16 protein-coding genes are annotated in these 15,481 nt (G+C 66.7%); 3 read left to right on the forward strand and 13 right to left on the reverse strand.

Annotation, left to right across the window (positions count from 1 at the left end; all coding sequences use genetic code 11):
- The first annotated feature begins 2 nt into the window (after positions 1–2).
- A complete protein-coding gene (locus ACESL5_RS00250; RefSeq protein WP_372590769.1) occupies positions 3–770 on the forward strand; it encodes a lysophospholipid acyltransferase family protein in 768 nt (255 codons plus the stop codon).
- A complete protein-coding gene (locus tag ACESL5_RS00255) occupies positions 767–1,549 on the forward strand; it encodes a glycosyltransferase family 2 protein (protein ID WP_372590770.1) in 783 nt (260 codons plus the stop codon). Before ACESL5_RS00250 ends, ACESL5_RS00255 begins: the two co-directional genes overlap by 4 nt.
- A gap of 43 nt (positions 1,550–1,592) precedes the next feature.
- On the opposite strand, the gene ACESL5_RS00260 is transcribed toward ACESL5_RS00255, so the two are convergent.
- The 13 genes from ACESL5_RS00260 to truA all read right to left on the reverse strand — a co-directional run bounded on the left by ACESL5_RS00260 (position 1,593) and on the right by truA (position 14,716).
- Positions 1,593–2,348: a DUF4197 domain-containing protein gene (locus ACESL5_RS00260; protein WP_372590771.1), complete on the reverse strand. Its 756-nt coding sequence runs from the start codon at positions 2,346–2,348 to the stop codon at positions 1,593–1,595.
- Positions 2,349–2,492: 144 nt separating this feature from the next.
- Positions 2,493–3,158: an FMN-binding negative transcriptional regulator gene (locus tag ACESL5_RS00265; protein ID WP_372590772.1), complete on the reverse strand. Its 666-nt coding sequence runs from the start codon at positions 3,156–3,158 to the stop codon at positions 2,493–2,495.
- A gap of 3 nt (positions 3,159–3,161) precedes the next feature.
- On the reverse strand, positions 3,162–5,027 hold the full coding sequence (ilvD, locus tag ACESL5_RS00270) for a dihydroxy-acid dehydratase (protein ID WP_372590773.1): 1,866 nt from the start codon (positions 5,025–5,027) through the stop codon (positions 3,162–3,164).
- A gap of 64 nt (positions 5,028–5,091) precedes the next feature.
- Entirely contained in the window at positions 5,092–5,646 is a 555-nt protein-coding gene (locus tag ACESL5_RS00275; protein ID WP_372590824.1) for a L,D-transpeptidase family protein, read from the reverse strand.
- A gap of 112 nt (positions 5,647–5,758) precedes the next feature.
- Positions 5,759–7,294: an amidophosphoribosyltransferase gene (gene purF / locus ACESL5_RS00280; protein WP_372590774.1), complete on the reverse strand. Its 1,536-nt coding sequence runs from the start codon at positions 7,292–7,294 to the stop codon at positions 5,759–5,761.
- 178 nt (positions 7,295–7,472) lie between these two features.
- A complete protein-coding gene (locus tag ACESL5_RS00285) occupies positions 7,473–7,961 on the reverse strand; it encodes a CvpA family protein (RefSeq protein WP_372590775.1) in 489 nt (162 codons plus the stop codon).
- 58 nt (positions 7,962–8,019) lie between these two features.
- The gene (locus tag ACESL5_RS00290) at positions 8,020–8,817 is read right to left on the reverse strand and encodes an SPOR domain-containing protein (protein WP_372590776.1); all 798 of its coding nucleotides are present in this window, start codon (positions 8,815–8,817) and stop codon (positions 8,020–8,022) included.
- Positions 8,818–8,832: 15 nt separating this feature from the next.
- A complete protein-coding gene (locus ACESL5_RS00295; protein ID WP_372590777.1) occupies positions 8,833–10,140 on the reverse strand; it encodes a bifunctional folylpolyglutamate synthase/dihydrofolate synthase in 1,308 nt (435 codons plus the stop codon).
- A gap of 42 nt (positions 10,141–10,182) precedes the next feature.
- Entirely contained in the window at positions 10,183–11,079 is an 897-nt protein-coding gene (gene accD, locus ACESL5_RS00300; protein WP_372590778.1) for an acetyl-CoA carboxylase, carboxyltransferase subunit beta, read from the reverse strand.
- Between the two features lie 40 nt (positions 11,080–11,119).
- Complete coding sequence (trpA, locus tag ACESL5_RS00305) at positions 11,120–11,968, reverse strand: tryptophan synthase subunit alpha (RefSeq protein WP_372590779.1); 849 nt, start codon at positions 11,966–11,968, stop codon at positions 11,120–11,122.
- Positions 11,965–13,194, reverse strand: coding sequence for a tryptophan synthase subunit beta (trpB, locus tag ACESL5_RS00310; protein WP_372590780.1), 1,230 nt, complete (start codon positions 13,192–13,194; stop codon positions 11,965–11,967). Before trpB ends, trpA begins: the two co-directional genes overlap by 4 nt.
- Positions 13,178–13,825: a phosphoribosylanthranilate isomerase gene (locus tag ACESL5_RS00315; protein WP_372590781.1), complete on the reverse strand. Its 648-nt coding sequence runs from the start codon at positions 13,823–13,825 to the stop codon at positions 13,178–13,180. The genes trpB and ACESL5_RS00315 overlap by 17 nt, the downstream gene beginning before the upstream one ends.
- 75 nt (positions 13,826–13,900) lie before the next feature.
- The gene (truA, locus tag ACESL5_RS00320) at positions 13,901–14,716 is read right to left on the reverse strand and encodes a tRNA pseudouridine(38-40) synthase TruA (RefSeq protein WP_372590782.1); all 816 of its coding nucleotides are present in this window, start codon (positions 14,714–14,716) and stop codon (positions 13,901–13,903) included.
- 358 nt (positions 14,717–15,074) lie between these two features.
- Between truA and ACESL5_RS00325 the strand changes: the two genes are divergently transcribed.
- The coding region (locus tag ACESL5_RS00325) for a TolC family protein (protein ID WP_372590783.1) at positions 15,075–15,481 on the forward strand (407 nt) is incomplete at its 3' end.

Below are 15,481 nucleotides of genomic sequence, written 5' to 3' on the forward strand. Positions count from 1 at the left end.
CGTTGGCACGCCGATTCCTGCGCGCGGTACACCGTCCGCTCGCGCTGCTGCTCGGGCACGGCGGCCTGGCGGTGATCCTGATCGCCTGGCTGCCGATGATCATCGTGCTGCTCCCCATGCCGCGCGAGCGGCGGCAACGCACAATGCGCCGGCTCATCCATCACGCCATGCGCGCCTATCGCCACTGGCTAGGGTGGATCCGCGCCGTGCAGTTCGAGACCCGCTCGCTAGATGCCCTGCGCGACGCCCCGCCGGGGGTGATCGTCGCCAACCACCCGTCGCTGCTCGACGCGCTGGTCGTTCTCTCCCACGTCCCCGAGGTCGTCTGCGTGATGCGGGCCGGCATCCTACGCAATCCGTTCTTCGCCCTGCCCGCCCGGCTGGCCGGCTACCTGCCGAACGACGACGCGGTGGAGATGATGCTGGGCGCCCGACGGGCGATCCGCGGCGGGTGTCACGTGCTGCTGTTCCCGGAAGGCTCGCGCAGTCCGCTGACCGCTACCCCGCCCCTGCGTCCATTCCATCCCGCGCCCTTCATGCTCGCCCACCGGACAGGTACATCGCTGCACCCCTGGCTGTTCCGCTATGACCGCCCCTTCCTCGCCAAGGGCCAGCCGGTTTCGTATCGACCGGTCCTGCCGATCCGGCTGATCGTCACCCCCATGGCACTACTGCCGGAGCACATGGGGACCGACCCGCGCGAGGCGGCCGCCGCCTGGCGTTCCCACTATGCCCGCGCTTTTCACTCCCGGGAGCCTGCCACGCCATGACCGCCACCGATCACCAGTTCCGACCGCTGATCCTGATTCCCTGCTACAACCCGGGCGGGCGCATCGACATCACCGTACGCGACGCGGTCGCGCAGGCCGACTGTCCCGTCTGGATCGTGGACGACGGCAGCGGCCCGGCGACACGAGAGCGCCTGACGGCGCTCGCCGCCGAGCTCGAGACGGTTCGGGTGCTCCGACACGAGCAAAATCGCGGCAAGGGTGCAGCCGTGCTCACCGGCCTCAAGGCGGCCCGCGAGGAGGGATTCACCCACGCCCTGACGATGGATGCCGACGGCCAGCATCCGGCCGCCGCCATTCCCGACTTCCTCGCCACCTCGCGCCAACAACCCGATGCATTGATCCTCGGTCGGCCAGTGTTCGACGACGACGCCCCAGCCCTGCGAGTGCAGGGACGCAAGATTTCCAACTTCTGGGCCGATCTGGAGACGCTCTGGGCCGGGATCGGCGACTCCCTGTTCGGCTTTCGCGTCTACCCGGTCGACGCCCTGCTCGCGGTGATGGGACAGACACGCTGGATGCGCCGCTTCGACTTCGACCCCGAGGCCGCCGTGCGTCTGGCATGGCGCGGCCTCCCGCTGGTCAACGTCGATACCCCCGTGCGCTACTTCGATGCCGAGGAGGATGGGGTCTCTCATTTCCGCTACTGGCGGGACAACCGGCTCCTGATCTGGATGCACCTGCGGTTGCTCGCCGGCTTTACGGCTCGACTGCCCCGGCTGATCGCGGGTCGGTTGCGCAAGCGGCGAGTGGCTGGCTGAAAACCGGATCGGCCTGGCCAGGCCCGGAGGTCATGGAGACGGCCTATCGATTGCCGAACACCTTCTTCAGCAGGTCGGTCGTGCGGGCAGCCGGGTCGGCGCGGATCAGCCTTTCCTGTTCGGCGATCTTGAGGAACAGGCCATCGAGAGCCTTGTCGGTGATGTAGCCGTCCAGGTCCGTCTCACCCGCGATCATCTGCGCCATGGGTCCGGCTCGATCCATCATCTGCTTGTAGGCGACGGTCACGCCGGCCCGGTCGGTCGCCGACTCGACGATCGGGCGGAAGCGGTTGGTCAGTTCGTCGGTGCTGCTGCGACGCAGGTACTGGGTCGCCGCGTCGTTCGGCCCGGTCACGATGCCGCTGGCGTCCTCGACACTCATGCCCCGGATCGCGCCCAGGAACACATCGGTGGCCTCCGGCACCGCCTGTTCCGCGGCGTGATTCATGGTCTGCACGAACTCGTCGGCCAGCGCGTCCTGCCGCAGGCTGCGCAACACGCCCTCGACCTTCTGCAGGTTGCCCGGCAACGGGATGCGCACCTGGGGATCGTTCAGAAACCCGCCTCGCTGACCCAGCTGTTGCACGGCCACCTGGACCCCCTTGGCCAGCGCGTCGCGGATACCCTGGTCCATCTCGCCCTGAGACAGTCCGGATGTTGACGGTTGCGTTCGAGACGCGTCGCCGCCACCCAGGCCATCCAGCCGCTTGAGCAGGTCGCCGGCGAAGTCCGCTCTGGCCGGGCGACTGACCAACAGCCCACCCGCCACGATCAAACCGAGTGCTCGACGTCGTTCCATGTTCCGTTCCTCGCTTGCCGTCGGGAGATCATCTTGAAAAAGGGCACCCGGTTCGGTCGATGACCGGTGGCCATGCCGGGCTTATAGGCCACTTGGCGATGAAGCGTGGCAACACAGACCGCGCTGGCGAGCCGCCGCCGAGCGTCATGTCTCCCGCGATCGCATCAGGTCGGCCATGGCGTCGCACTCGGCATCGTCACGACGACGCAACCCGTCGATCACGCCATCGCGATCGGCCACGCTCTTGTTCTGCCCGAGTTTCTCGATGCCCTCGATGCGCTCCGGCAGCAGTTCGATGCCGACGATCGCCGCCTGCATCCGTTCGATCTGTGTCTCGGGCAGATGGGCCCAGTCGAAGGGATCGGCGCCGATGCGCGCCTGGTGGGTGTCGATCAGGTCGTGCAGGTGGCGGTCGAGCCAGCCGGGTTCGCCCTCGCCGGCCAGCCGGACGGTGCCGCGCACGTGCACGGCCTGGTAGTTCCAGGTGGGCACGCTGGTGTCCCGCGCATCGACGTACCAGCGCGGGTTCACGTAAGCGTCCGGTCCGGTGAAGATCAGGATCGCCGCGGCCTCCGCCCCGCCGGCCAGTGCCTCGGCCACCGGGTTGGCGCGCGCCAGGTGCGACTCGAAACGCCAGCCGGCCGGATCACGCGGATCCCCGAAACGCAGGAAGGGCAGATGCACGGCCAGCATCTGCCCTTCCCCGTCACATAGCGTGACTGCAGCAAACGGGTGGCGCGCCACGGTTTCCGCCAGGAACTCGGGATCGTCCTGGCGGAAATGCGGCGGGATGTAGCTCCCGACCGTCACCCGTTACTTCACGCCGATCTGCGAGAGGTCGCGCACCGCGCCCAGCGCCGCGGAGGTGGTCAGTGCCGCATAGGCCTTCAGGGCTTGGCTGACGTAGCGCTCCCGGTTGACCGGCTTGTAGGCGGCATCGCCCCGCTCGACCATCTTCTCTCGGCGGTGAGCCATGTCCGCATCACTGATGTCGAGATGGATGGTCCGTTCGGGGATGTCGATCACGATGGTATCGCCCTCCTCCACCAGCGCGATCTCGCCACCGGCGGCCGCCTCGGGCGAGGCGTGCCCGATGGACAGCCCAGAGGTCCCGCCGGAGAAACGCCCGTCGGTCAGCAACGCGCAGTCCTTGCCCAGCCCCTTGGACTTGAGGTAGCTCGTCGGGTAGAGCATTTCCTGCATGCCCGGCCCGCCCTTCGGACCCTCGTACTGGATCACCACCACGTCGCCTGGAACGATCTGGTCGCCGAGAATGGCCTCGACGGCCGCGTCCTGCGACTCGAAGATACGTGCCCGCCCGGTGAATTTCAGGATCGACTCGTCCACGCCGGCGGTCTTGACGATGCAGCCGTCACGGGCGATGTTGCCGAACAGCACGGCCAGGCCGCCATCCTTCGAGTAGGCGTGCTCGTAGTCGCGGATGCAGCCCTTCTGGCGATCGAGGTCCAGGCTCGGCCAGCGGGTGTCCTGGGAGAACGCCGTCTGCGTCGGGATGCCCGCCGGACCGGCCAGGTAGCGGCTTTTCGCCTCCTCGCAGACCGTGTCGCGGGCGATGTCCCAGCGATCCAGCGCCTCGGCCATGGTCCGGGCATGCACCGTGTGCGTATCCCGGTGCAACAGGCCGGCGCGATCGAGCTCGCCCAGGATCGCCAGCACCCCACCGGCACGATGGACGTCCTCCATGTGGTACTGCGCCGTACTGGGCGCGACCTTGCACAGGTGCGGGATCTTGCGGCTCATGCGGTCGATGTCGGTCATGTCGAACTCGACCTCGCCCTCGCGCGCTGCGGCCAGCAGGTGCAGGACGGTGTTGGTCGACCCGCCCATGGCGATGTCGAGAGCCATGGCGTTCTCGAATGCCTCCCGGGTGGCGATCGAGCGCGGCAGAACCGACGCATCGTCCTTCTCGTAATAGTCCTTGGCCAGGCGCACGATCTGGCGGCCCGCCTCGAGGAACAGCTCGCGGCGGTCGGCGTGCGTAGCCAGGAGCGAGCCGTTGCCCGGTAGCGACAGGCCCAGGGCCTCGGTCAGGCAGTTCATGGAGTTGGCGGTAAACATGCCCGAGCACGAACCGCAGGTCGGACAGGCCGAACGCTCGATCTGGGCCAGCACCTCGTCCGAGACGGAGTCATCCGCCGCCTTGATCATCGCGTCGACCAGGTCGAGCTTGATGACCTCGTCCGAATCGCCCGCCAGGCGGGTCTTGCCGGCCTCCATTGGCCCGCCGGAGACGAAGATCACCGGGATGTTCAACCGCATGGCGGCGTTGAGCATCCCCGGCGTGATCTTGTCGCAGTTGGAAATGCACACCAGCGCGTCGGCGCAGTGGGCGTTGACCATGTACTCCACCGAGTCGGCGATGATGTCGCGACTGGGCAGCGAATAGAGCATCCCGCCGTGGCCCATGGCGATGCCGTCGTCCACGGCAATGGTGTTGAATTCCTTGGCGATGCCGCCGGCCGCCTCGATCTCGCGTGCGACCAGCTGCCCCATGTCCTTGAGATGGACGTGGCCCGGTACGAACTGGGTGAAGGAGTTGGCGATCGCGATGATCGGCTTGCCGAAATCGTCATCCTTCACGCCCGTGGCGCGCCACAGGGCGCGCGCACCGGCCATGTTGCGTCCGTGGGTGGTGGTCTTGGAACGATAGTCGGGCATGGATGGATTCTCCGGAACGATCAGGAACGTCGGTCGGTCTCGCGACCGTCACTCAAGTTGAGGGTTATTCGATGATGTCGACCAGGGCGCCGACCTCGACGCGATCGAACAACTCGATCACGTCACGGTTGCTCATGCGCACGCAGCCGTGGGAGGCAGGGCTGCCAATGCGACCTTCCTCCGGCGTGCCGTGGATGTAGATATAGCGACGCTTCGAATCGACGTCGCCACCGCGGTTGACGCCCGGCTCCAGGCCGTCGAGCCACAGGATCCGGGTCGTGACATCGTCACGCGCGGCACGCTCATCCGCCCCGGTGAGAATCTCGGCGATTTCACCGGTCGGCTTGCGTGCACGGAAGATCTGGCCGAGCGGTGCGTCCTCGCCGAACCTCTCGGACACCCGGTGAAGCCCCAGCGGGGTCTGAAGGCTGCCTTCCCGGTTGCCCGTGCCGCGTTCGGCGGTGGAGACGGGATACTGCGCGAGGAACGAGCCCTCCTCGAAGAGGTAGAGCTGCTGGCTCGGCACGTCGACGACAATCGCCTGGTCACTCGCGCCCGGTTGATGGCGAGCAGCCATCTTGCGAGCGGATTCCACCACGCGCGCCGGCAGTTCGCTCATCGCGCTTGACTCCCGGTTGTTGCTCGCGCCAGCATCCCGCGCCGGCTCGACGGAACCGGCCGCTGCCATCGTTGGGATCAGGCAGAGAGCCAGTGCCAGCCCCCGCAGGATCCTACTGGTCATTGTACAAGCCGACGGAAACGATATCCCGGGAGCGCCGCAAGGCTCCCGCGGGGTCGTTTTCCTTGTCGCGCGCGCTATCGGCCCGGTTCGCCGCAAGGTTGTCGAGGTACTTGCCATCGATGTCGTTGGTGACGTACTCACCGGTGAAGCACGAGCAGTCGAACTGGCTCAGCGTCGGGTTGCCCAGCCGCACCGCTTCCTTGAGGTCGTCGAGGTCCTGGTAGATGAGCTCGTCGGCGCCGATCGCCGCGCGGATGGCATCGACGTCCCGGTTGTGGGCGACGAACTCGACGGAGGCCGGCATGTCGATGCCGTAGACGTTCGGGTAGCGCACCGGCGGGGCCGCCGAGGCCATGTAGACCTTCTTGGCCCCCGCCTCACGGGCCATGCGGATGATTTCGCTGGAAGTGGTGCCACGCACGATGGAGTCGTCGACCAGCAACACGTTCTTGCCGCGGAATTCCAGGTCGATCGCGTTGAGCTTCTGGCGCACCGAACGTTTGCGCTTGGCCTGCCCGGGCATGATGAAGGTCCGCGCGATGTAGCGGTTCTTGACGAAACCCTCACGGTACTTGAGGTTGAGGCTGACCGCGATCTCCAGGGCCGCCGTGCGACTGGTGTCGGGTATCGGAATCACGACGTCGATATCGTTGTCCGGCCACTCCCGTTGGATCTTCTCGGCCAGCTTCTCGCCCATGCGCATCCGCGCCCGGTAGACGGAGACGTCGTCGATGATCGAATCCGGCCGGGCGAGGTAAACATACTCGAAGATGCAGTTGGCATACTCGGGATTCTCGGCGCACTGCTTCAGAGTGACCTCGCCATCGCGGGAGATGAAGATCGCCTCCCCGGGCGCCAGGTCACGCACCAGTTCGAACTCGCCGGCCTCGATGGCCACGGATTCGGATGCGATCATGTACTCGGTGCCGTTTTCCGTCTCGCGCTTGCCGTAGCAGACTGGGCGGATGCCGTGCGGATCGCGGAAGGCGAATACCCCCTCGCCGGCGATCAGGCCGATCACGGCATACGCCCCGCGGGCACGTCGGTGGACGTTCCCGATCGCGGTGAACACGTCGTCGGCCGTCGGCCGCGCCCCGGCGATGTCCGCGAGTTCGTGGGCGAAAACGTTGAGCAACACCTCGGAGTCCGAATTGGTGTTCAGGTGCCGGCGATCCTCGGCCACTACGGCTGCCCGCAGTTCGTCGGCGTTGGTCAAGTTGCCGTTGTGCCCCATCGCGATGCCAAACGGGGCGTTGACGTAGAACGGCTGGGCCTCGGCGGAGGAATCGCAGCCGGCCGTCGGATAGCGAACGTGACCGATGCCCATGTTGCCCATCAACTGGCGCATGTGACGGGTGTGGAAGACATCCTTCACCAGGCCGTTCTCCTTGCGGAGAAACAGCCGCTCCTCGTCACTGGTCAGGATGCCCGCCGCATCCTGACCGCGGTGCTGCAGAACGGTCAGTCCGTCATACAGCGCCTGATTGACCGGCGATTTCGCCACCATCCCAATAATGCCGCACATGCGTTAAACCACCTCGGTTCGTATCCGCGCAAAACCTAAAATCCCGTCGGAGGCCTTTCCCGGTCCCCGGAACGGCGTCGCCGGACAAGCCAGTCGGCCTGTCCGGCGTCGAACGGGGTCACCCCCGTCGGGAGAACACGCCCCTGTGTCTCCCGCAAATCGTCAATTCAATTCCCGTCTACCACTGGACATTGCGGGCGACGTCATCCGGCAGCACGGCCAGCAACCACTCGGAGACCACCTGGAAATGCGGGATCAGTGTGGAAGCCTGCCACCACTCCTCGCGCGGCAACGCCGTGAACCCGGCCAGGAGGATCAGCCCGGAAACGATCAGCACCCCGCGCAACAGCCCGAAGACCATGCCCACCGAACGGTCGGTTCCCGACAGCCCGGTGGATTCCACCAGCTTCGAAACCGCCCAGTTGATGATCCCACCGAGAATCAGCACGACCACGAACAGGGCGACGAAGGCGATGGCCACTCGCGCCGACGGAATGTCCACCGCCTCGGGAACCAGCACCGCCGCCGGCTGCGAGAAGGCCAGCGCGATGCCGAAGGCCGCAAGCCAGGTGACCAGCGAGATCACCTCCTTGATGAACCCCCGCACCAGGGCGATCGCCGTCGAGACGATCACGATCGCCAGCAATATCCAGTCGAGCACCGTCATCCCTGTTCCCCCGTCACCGTTCGACGATCCGTGGCTCGGCGTTTCACGCCGACACACGTCACCTCGTCATCACCAGACCGTCACGCCCGATCCGCTGACGCAGGCGCTCGGTCGCCTCGGTCGCCAGGTCGCGTGTCGCATAGGGCCCGACGCGCACCCGCCAGACCGTGCCCTGTTCCGAGAACAGCGGCTCGATGGAGACGTCGAAGCCCGAGGCTTCGACCGATTCGGCCAACGCACGCGCGTTGCTCTCGTCGGAAAAGCTTCCGAGCTGTACGACGAAGTCGCCCTGCCGAGTGGTTTCGGGCAGCGACGGCTCCGCCGTGTCGGCTTCCCCTTCGTCCTCGGCGTCGCTACTCGCTGGCGCAGACTCCTCCGGCTCGTCCGGGGCACCGTCGGCCTCTTCGTCCGCTTTAGCGGCACTCGTCTCGGCCTTCTCCGGGGTCACGTCCGGATCGGACGAGGTCACCGATTCATCCTCGGTCGGGGTGGTCGTCGTCTCGACCGGCCTTTCGGGAGCTGCGCCTTCATCGACCGAGTCTTCGGGAGCCGCACCTTCATCGACCGACTCGTGGGAGCCAGCGCGCAGTTCGACGGAGCTCTGGTCGGGGAAAAGGGAGGTCGGGGGATTTTCCAGCGGCTCGCCGGTGTCGCCCGGCGGTTGGGGAATCTCGTCCGGGTCGGTCCGGGCGATCTCGGGTTTCTCCGGAACAGGCTCGACGCGGAGGCTGTCGATCCCGCTGCCGTCGAGCCACAATGGCAACAACAGCACGGCCAGCGCCACGACGACCGACGCGCCCACCAGACGCTGACGGAAGCGCGATTCGGTCCAGGTTGAGTCGGATTGCTCTGCCACGGCGTCCTCGTCGGATTAGGCTACAGGCGCGGGCCTGTGCCGCTCATTGTGGGCCGTCTTCACCCGGTCTCGCAAAGGGCCCACGACGTGAAATGATCCGAAGATCACAATCTCGTCTCCGGGCCGCGATGCGGCAATGGCGGCATTATACGCCGCCAAGAGACCGCTTTCACGATACACCTCCCCGACCCCGGCGTTCGAGAGGACCGTCTCGATGTCCTGTATCGACATTGCCCTGGGTATCGGCAGCTCCGCCACCCACCAGGCATCGATCAGTTCGACCAGCGGGGCGACGATCTCGGCGACCGGCTTGTCCGCCAGGGCGGAAAACACCGCCAGACGGCGCCCAGCGGGCCGCTTCTTGAGGGCATCGGCCAGGGCTCGAGCCGCCTCCCCGTTGTGGGCCACGTCCAGGACGAACCGGCGACCGTCGCCTTCGAAGCACTCGAAACGACCCGCCAGACCGACCGACCGCAACCCCTCGTTCACGGCAGCATCCGGTATGTCCAACGGACTGTGCGGATGTTGCAGCAACGCAACGACACCCGCGGCGTTAACCACCTGGTGCGACCCGCCCAACGCGGGAACGACGTAGTCCCGGCGCCCCTCCGGACCGAGAAGAGCGAAATGCCCCGGGTCCTTCGGAGTGGGAGCCTCCAGCACGACCTCGCGCCCCAGTCGGCGCAGGTCCGCGCCGATGCGGACCGCTTCGGTCGTCACGACCTTGACGGGATCCGGGTCGGCATAGACGGCCGGCCGATCGCGCCGCAGGATGCCGGCCTTTTCCCGACCAATCTCCTCGCGCGAGTCGCCCAGCCAGGCCTGGTGATCCAGACCGATGTTGGTGATCAAGGCAAGATCGGCGTCCAGTGCGTTCACGGCGTCGAGACGCCCACCCAGACCGACTTCCAGCACCCAGACATCCAGTGACTCGGCGGCGAACACCACGAAGGCCGCCACCGTCAGCCATTCGAAATATGTCAATTCCCCACTGCCCGAATGGGCATCGATCGCCTCGAACGCCTCGATCAGGCGGTCCGCCGCGACCGGCTCGCCGTCGACGAGGAAACGTTCCCGCACGTCGACCAGGTGGGGCGATGTAAAGCTGCCTACCCGATAGCCCGCCGCACGGCAGATCGCGGAGGCCATGGCCACACTCGAACCCTTGCCGTTGGTTCCAGCCACCGAGATGACGGTGCCGATGCGCTTGCCGCGCAACAGGTCGGTCGCCACTCGCCTGACACGGGCCACACCCGGCTCGATGCGGTCCGGGTCGCGTTCCAGCAGCCGGTCCAGCCAGTGCTCGAGGGTTGCCTCTGTCATGCCGACCTCGATCGCCCTACCGCAGCTCGGCGGGAGGTTCGGTCACGAGCCCTCGCGCGAAGGAGAGGCCGCCTCTGAGCGCGGCAGATCCTTCTTCTGCAGGTTGGCGACCAGCGTGGCGACCGCCCCGGGCAACTCGGCCCGCGGCACGATCATGTCGATCGCACCGTGCTCCAGCAAAAATTCACTCCGCTGGAACCCTTCCGGCAGTGTCTCCCGCACGGTCTGTTCGATCACGCGAGGGCCGGCGAAGCCGATCAGCGCGTTGGGCTCGGCGATCTGCACGTCACCGAGCATCGCCAGCGATGCCGAGACACCCCCCATGGTGGGATCGGTCAGGACCACGATGAAAGGCAGCTTCTTCTTCGACAGACGGGTCAGTGCCGCCGATGTCTTGGCCATCTGCATCAGCGAGAACAGCGCCTCCTGCATGCGCGCGCCGCCAGATGCCGTGAAGCAGACCAGCGCGCAGCGGTTCTCGATGGAGGCCTCGACGGCCCGGACGAACTTCTCCCCGACCACCGAGCCCATCGATCCGCCCATGAAGGCGAAATTGAAGGCCGCGGCCACTACCGGCAGGCCTTCGACCTGTCCGCGCATCACCACCAGCGCGTCCTTCTCGCCGGTCTTTTTCTGGCTGGCCGTGATCCGGTCCCGGTACTTCTTCTGGTCACGGAACTTGAGGATATCGACCGGCGCGACGTCCCCGAACAGTTCCTGGCGACCGTTCTCGTCGAGAAACGCATCCAGGCGCTCGCGCACGCCGATGCGCATGTGATGTCCGCACTTCGGGCAGACCTCGAGGTTGCGACGCAGTTCCTCCCGGTAGAGCACAGCGTCGCAGCCATCGCACTTGACCCAGAGCCCCTCGGGCACGCCACGCTTGCCGCTGCTCTCGGTCCGGATTCGTGACGGAAGGAGTTTGTCCAGCCAGCTCATGCCTCAGCCTCCCCGATCGTTCGCCTGTCCATATTGCCTGTCATTTCCTTGCTGTTTCCACGGCCCGACGCATTTCGCCGACAAAATCCCGCACCTTGCCCAGTACGGCCTCGTTCACCCCGCCGTGCTCGACTGCCTGTTCGTGGATCAGTCGCACGATTGCCGAGCCCACGATGACGGCGTCGGCCACGGCCGCCACCCGACCGGCCGTCTCGGCATCCCGGATGCCGAAACCAACGCCAACCGGCAGATCGCAGGTCTCGCGGATGCGTTCAAGCTGCGAGCCGAGTGCGTCGACGTCCAGATTCGCCGACCCGGTCACGCCCTTGAGCGAGACGTAGTAGACGAAACCGGAGCCACGCGAGGCCACGGCGCGGGCGCGTTCGCCCTTCGTGGTCGGCGCCAGCAGAAAGATCGGGTCGATGCCCGCGCCGGCGAAGACACGAACCAGGTCGTCGGCCTCCTCGGGCGGCAGGTCGACCGTCAGCACGCCATCGACGCCGGCCTCGGAGGCCTGCTGTGCGAAGGTTTCCAGCCCCATGGCCTCGATGGGGTTCTGGTAGCCCATCAGCACCACGGGCGTCTCGGTATCCCGCTGGCGGAACTCGGCCACCAGACCCAGCACGCCACGCAGGCCCAGACCGGATTTCAGGGCGCGTTCGTGCGCCGCCTGGATGACGGGACCGTCCGCCATGGGATCGGAAAACGGTACGCCGAGTTCCAGCGCGTCCACGCCACCGGCCACCAGTGCATGCATCAGCTCGACGGTGCCCTGCGGATCCGGATCACCGGCCGTGATATAGGGGATCAGCGCAGCACGGTTCTCGCCGGCCAGGCGCCGGAACAGTGGGGCCAGGCGGCTTTCCTGTTTAACGCTCGTCTCACTCACAGTTCGATGCCCTCGAGTCGTGCCACGGTGTTGATGTCCTTGTCGCCACGACCGGAGAGGTTGACCAGGATGCGCTGGCCACCCCGGGCCTCGGCCAGGAGGCGCGCATGGGCAACCGCGTGGGAGGACTCGAGCGCCGGGATGATGCCCTCGCAACGCATCACGTCGTGGAAGGCGGCCATGGCCTGCTCGTCGGTGATCGCGGCGTACTGGACCCGGCCGATGTCCTTGAGCCAGGAATGTTCCGGACCCACGCCCGGGTAGTCGAGCCCGGCAGAGATCGAGTGCGTGCCGATGATCTGGCCGTTCTCGTCTTCCATCAGGTAGGTGCGGTTGCCGTGCAGCACACCGGGGCGACCGGCGGTCAGCGGCGCGGCGTGCCGGCCGGACTCCACGCCCTCGCCGCCGGCCTCCGAGCCGTGCAGCTCGACGGATTCGTCGGCCAGGAAGGCGTGGAAGATACCCATGGCGTTGGAACCGCCCCCGACGCAAGCGACTACCTGGTCGGGCAACTCGCCGGTCTTCTCCAGCATCTGGGCGCGTGCCTCGCGGCCGATCACCGACTGGAAGTCGCGCACCATCAGCGGGTACGGGTGCGGGCCGGCCACGGTGCCGATGATGTAGAACGTGTCGTCGACGTTGGTCACCCAGTCGCGCATCGCCTCGTTGAGCGCGTCCTTGAGCGTGCGGGTGCCGGAATCCACCGGCACGACCTTCGCGCCCAGCAAGCGCATGCGGAAGACGTTCGGGGCCTGGCGCTGAATGTCATCGGCGCCCATGTAGACCACGCACTCGATCCCCAGCCGCGCGGCGACAGTGGCCGTGGCCACACCGTGCTGTCCGGCACCGGTCTCGGCGATGATGCGGGTCTTGCCCATGCGCTTGGCCAGCAGGGCCTGGCCGAGGGCATTGTTGATCTTGTGCGCGCCGGTGTGGTTGAGGTCCTCGCGCTTGAGCCAGATCTCCGCGCCATAGAGCTCGGAGAGGCGCTTGGCGTGGTAGAGCGCGGTGGGACGACCGACGTAGTCGCGCAGGTCCGACTCGAACTCCTCGACGAAGCCCGGGTCGTTGCGATACTTCTCGTAGGCGGCGGTCAGCTCCTCGATCGGCTCCATCAGCGTCTCGGCGACGTAGCGACCGCCGTAGTCGCCGAAGCGGCCGCGCGCGTCGGGGAAGCTGGTGTAGTCGATCGCCTCGCGGGCCATCGGATCAGTGGTTTCGGGCATGCCCTACCCCTCGCATGAATGCATGAATCAGTTCGGCCGACTTGATGCCCGGCGCCTCCTCGACGCCGCTGGAAACATCCACCGCGTACGGTGAGAGTGTCGACACGGCCTCGGCAATGTTCTCCGGCGTCAGCCCCCCGGCCAGGATCCAGGGACGTCCCTTCCGTCCGGCCTGCCGCGGCCAGCGCCCCCAGTCGAAGGTGTGCCCCGTGCCGCCCAGACCGCTGACGGCATGGCTATCGAGCAGGAAGCCACGCGCGCTGGCATGGTCGGCGAGCACCCGGTCGCGTTCCGTGTCATCCAGCTCGGCGCTGACCGCCTTGATGTAGGGTCGGCCGAACTGCCGGCAGAAACGCCCCGTCTCGTTGCCGTGGAACTGCAGCAGATCCGGTCCGACCTGGTCGACCACGGTCTCCACCCAGTCCACCTGTGCGTCGGCGAACAGCGCGACGGTCTGGACGAAGGCCGGCACGGCGGCGATCAGTTCCCGGGCCAGGCCGATGTCGATCGAGCGCCGGCTGGCCGGCACGAAGACGAAGCCGAGCGCATCGGCACCGGCCGACACAGCGGCCTCGACGTCGGCCACCCGGGTAATCCCGCAGATCTTGACGCGTGTGCGGCGGTTTTCCACCTGGGAACGGCCCTCGTTAAGAACATGACTGGCGACCAGCGGTCGGCCGATGGCGGGCCGACTGGGCCGGCAATACTAGCAGGATTCCGACAGGCGCTCGAATCCGCCAACCTGTTCGAACAAGGGACGGCGCGGCTGTGTCGGCAGGTCGAAGACCGACGGATAATCGATTGCGGTCAGGTAGAGCCCATCGGCGGGCGCCGTGATGCCTGCCGCCTCGCGGTCGCGCTCTGCCAGCGCTTCGGCCAGCCATTCCACAGGCCGCTCTCCCGACCCGATCGCGAACAGGCTGCCGACGATATTGCGCACCATGTGATGCAGGAAGGCATTTGCCCGGACGTCGATCAGGAGGTGGTCGCCCTGCCGGGTAACCCGGATGGACTCCATCGTGCGCACCGGCGAATGCGCCTGGCAGTCCTTGCCGCGGAAGCTGGAGAAGTCGTGCTCGCCGAGCAACTGGGCCGCCGCCTCCTGCATCCGGTCGGCGTCGAGCGGGCGATACCACCAGGTGAGCCTTCCCGCCGAAAGCGCCGGGCGAGCCGAGCGATTCACCACGCAGTAGCGGTACTCGCGGGCCGTGGCGGAGAAGCGCGCATGGAAGTCCTCGCCCACCGACCGGACCCAGAGCACGGTGATGTCCCTGGGGAGATGCTGGATGGTGCCCATCTGCCAGCCGTACAGCGGACGTTCCACGTCCACATCGAGGTGGACCACCTGGTTGGTGGCGTGCACGCCCCGGTCGGTCCGCCCGGCGCAGACGACCTCCACCGGCCTGTCGGCCACGCGCCCGATCGCCCGTTCCAGGCGCTCCTGGACCGAGTCGCAGTGGGACTGGCGCTGCCAGCCGTGGTACCGACCGCCGTCGTATTCAATGCCCATGGCCAGCCGCATGCGGACCAACTCCCTCAATTCATTCAAACCACGCCATCCAAACCGGTAACGGCGGGCGACGATGATATCGCGACCGGAGTCCGCCTGCCCGCCCCACCGCATTTACCTCGCGTCACTCACTGGAATATCAGTGTCATGCCAGATACTTATGAGGAAACGCCGGCTGTGGCCGCATGCTAGGCTCCTTGGCAGGGTGCAGCTCAACCGACGTCAGACAGTCGGATCGTGGCGAGGTTTCCTATATTAGCCGTTTCTGATATTGTGCGCAGCCGACGATAGCCCTCGTGGCGGCTGGCCCGGGTTCACGAGCCAGCCTCGCCCTGCAGGCCCAGTAGACGTCCAAGGAACGAAAAGCAGCATGGCGCGAAAAGATTCATCCGATCGCAGGCAACCCGGCGGTCATCTGACGGCGGATAACGCAAGCCCCGGTCACCGCGGGCCGGGCTTGGGCCTGCTGGCCGCCTCCATTGCCCTCGGGCTCATGTCCGCCCCGGCACTCGCCGAGACCTCGCCCGACTTCCGTCCGGACCCGGCAATGCAGGCGGCGGGCAACGAACAGCTCGACCTGACCTTCGATGACGCGGTACAGCGCACCCTGTCCCAGAACGCGGCCATGGACCTCTCCCAGGCCCGCATCGCCGAGGCGCGCGCCGCCATCGAGCAGGCCAGCGGGAACCTGCTACCCACGCTCGACCTGTCCTTCGGCGTGATGGGGTCAAACAACCCGCTGAACGTCTTCGGCATGAAGTTGCAGCAGGAACAGGC

Source organism: Guyparkeria sp. (assembly GCF_041687595.1).
Classification (GTDB): Bacteria; Pseudomonadota; Gammaproteobacteria; order Halothiobacillales; family Halothiobacillaceae; genus Guyparkeria.

What these genes read in the sequence shown, in the direction of transcription:
- ACESL5_RS00255 (WP_372590770.1), top strand. Translation starts at nt 767, where the DNA reads ATGACCGCCACCGATCACCAGTTCCGACCGCTGATCCTGATTCCCTGC.
- ACESL5_RS00260 (WP_372590771.1), bottom strand. Translation starts at nt 2,348, where the DNA reads ATGGAACGACGTCGAGCACTCGGTTTGATCGTGGCGGGTGGGCTGTTG.
- ilvD (WP_372590773.1), bottom strand. Translation starts at nt 5,027, where the DNA reads ATGCCCGACTATCGTTCCAAGACCACCACCCACGGACGCAACATGGCC.
- ACESL5_RS00275 (WP_372590824.1), bottom strand. Translation starts at nt 5,646, where the DNA reads ATGAGCGAACTGCCGGCGCGCGTGGTGGAATCCGCTCGCAAGATGGCT.
- purF (WP_372590774.1), bottom strand. Translation starts at nt 7,294, where the DNA reads ATGTGCGGCATTATTGGGATGGTGGCGAAATCGCCGGTCAATCAGGCG.
- ACESL5_RS00285 (WP_372590775.1), bottom strand. Translation starts at nt 7,961, where the DNA reads ATGACGGTGCTCGACTGGATATTGCTGGCGATCGTGATCGTCTCGACG.
- ACESL5_RS00295 (WP_372590777.1), bottom strand. Translation starts at nt 10,140, where the DNA reads ATGACAGAGGCAACCCTCGAGCACTGGCTGGACCGGCTGCTGGAACGC.
- accD (WP_372590778.1), bottom strand. Translation starts at nt 11,079, where the DNA reads ATGAGCTGGCTGGACAAACTCCTTCCGTCACGAATCCGGACCGAGAGC.
- trpB (WP_372590780.1), bottom strand. Translation starts at nt 13,194, where the DNA reads ATGCCCGAAACCACTGATCCGATGGCCCGCGAGGCGATCGACTACACC.
- truA (WP_372590782.1), bottom strand. Translation starts at nt 14,716, where the DNA reads ATGCGGCTGGCCATGGGCATTGAATACGACGGCGGTCGGTACCACGGC.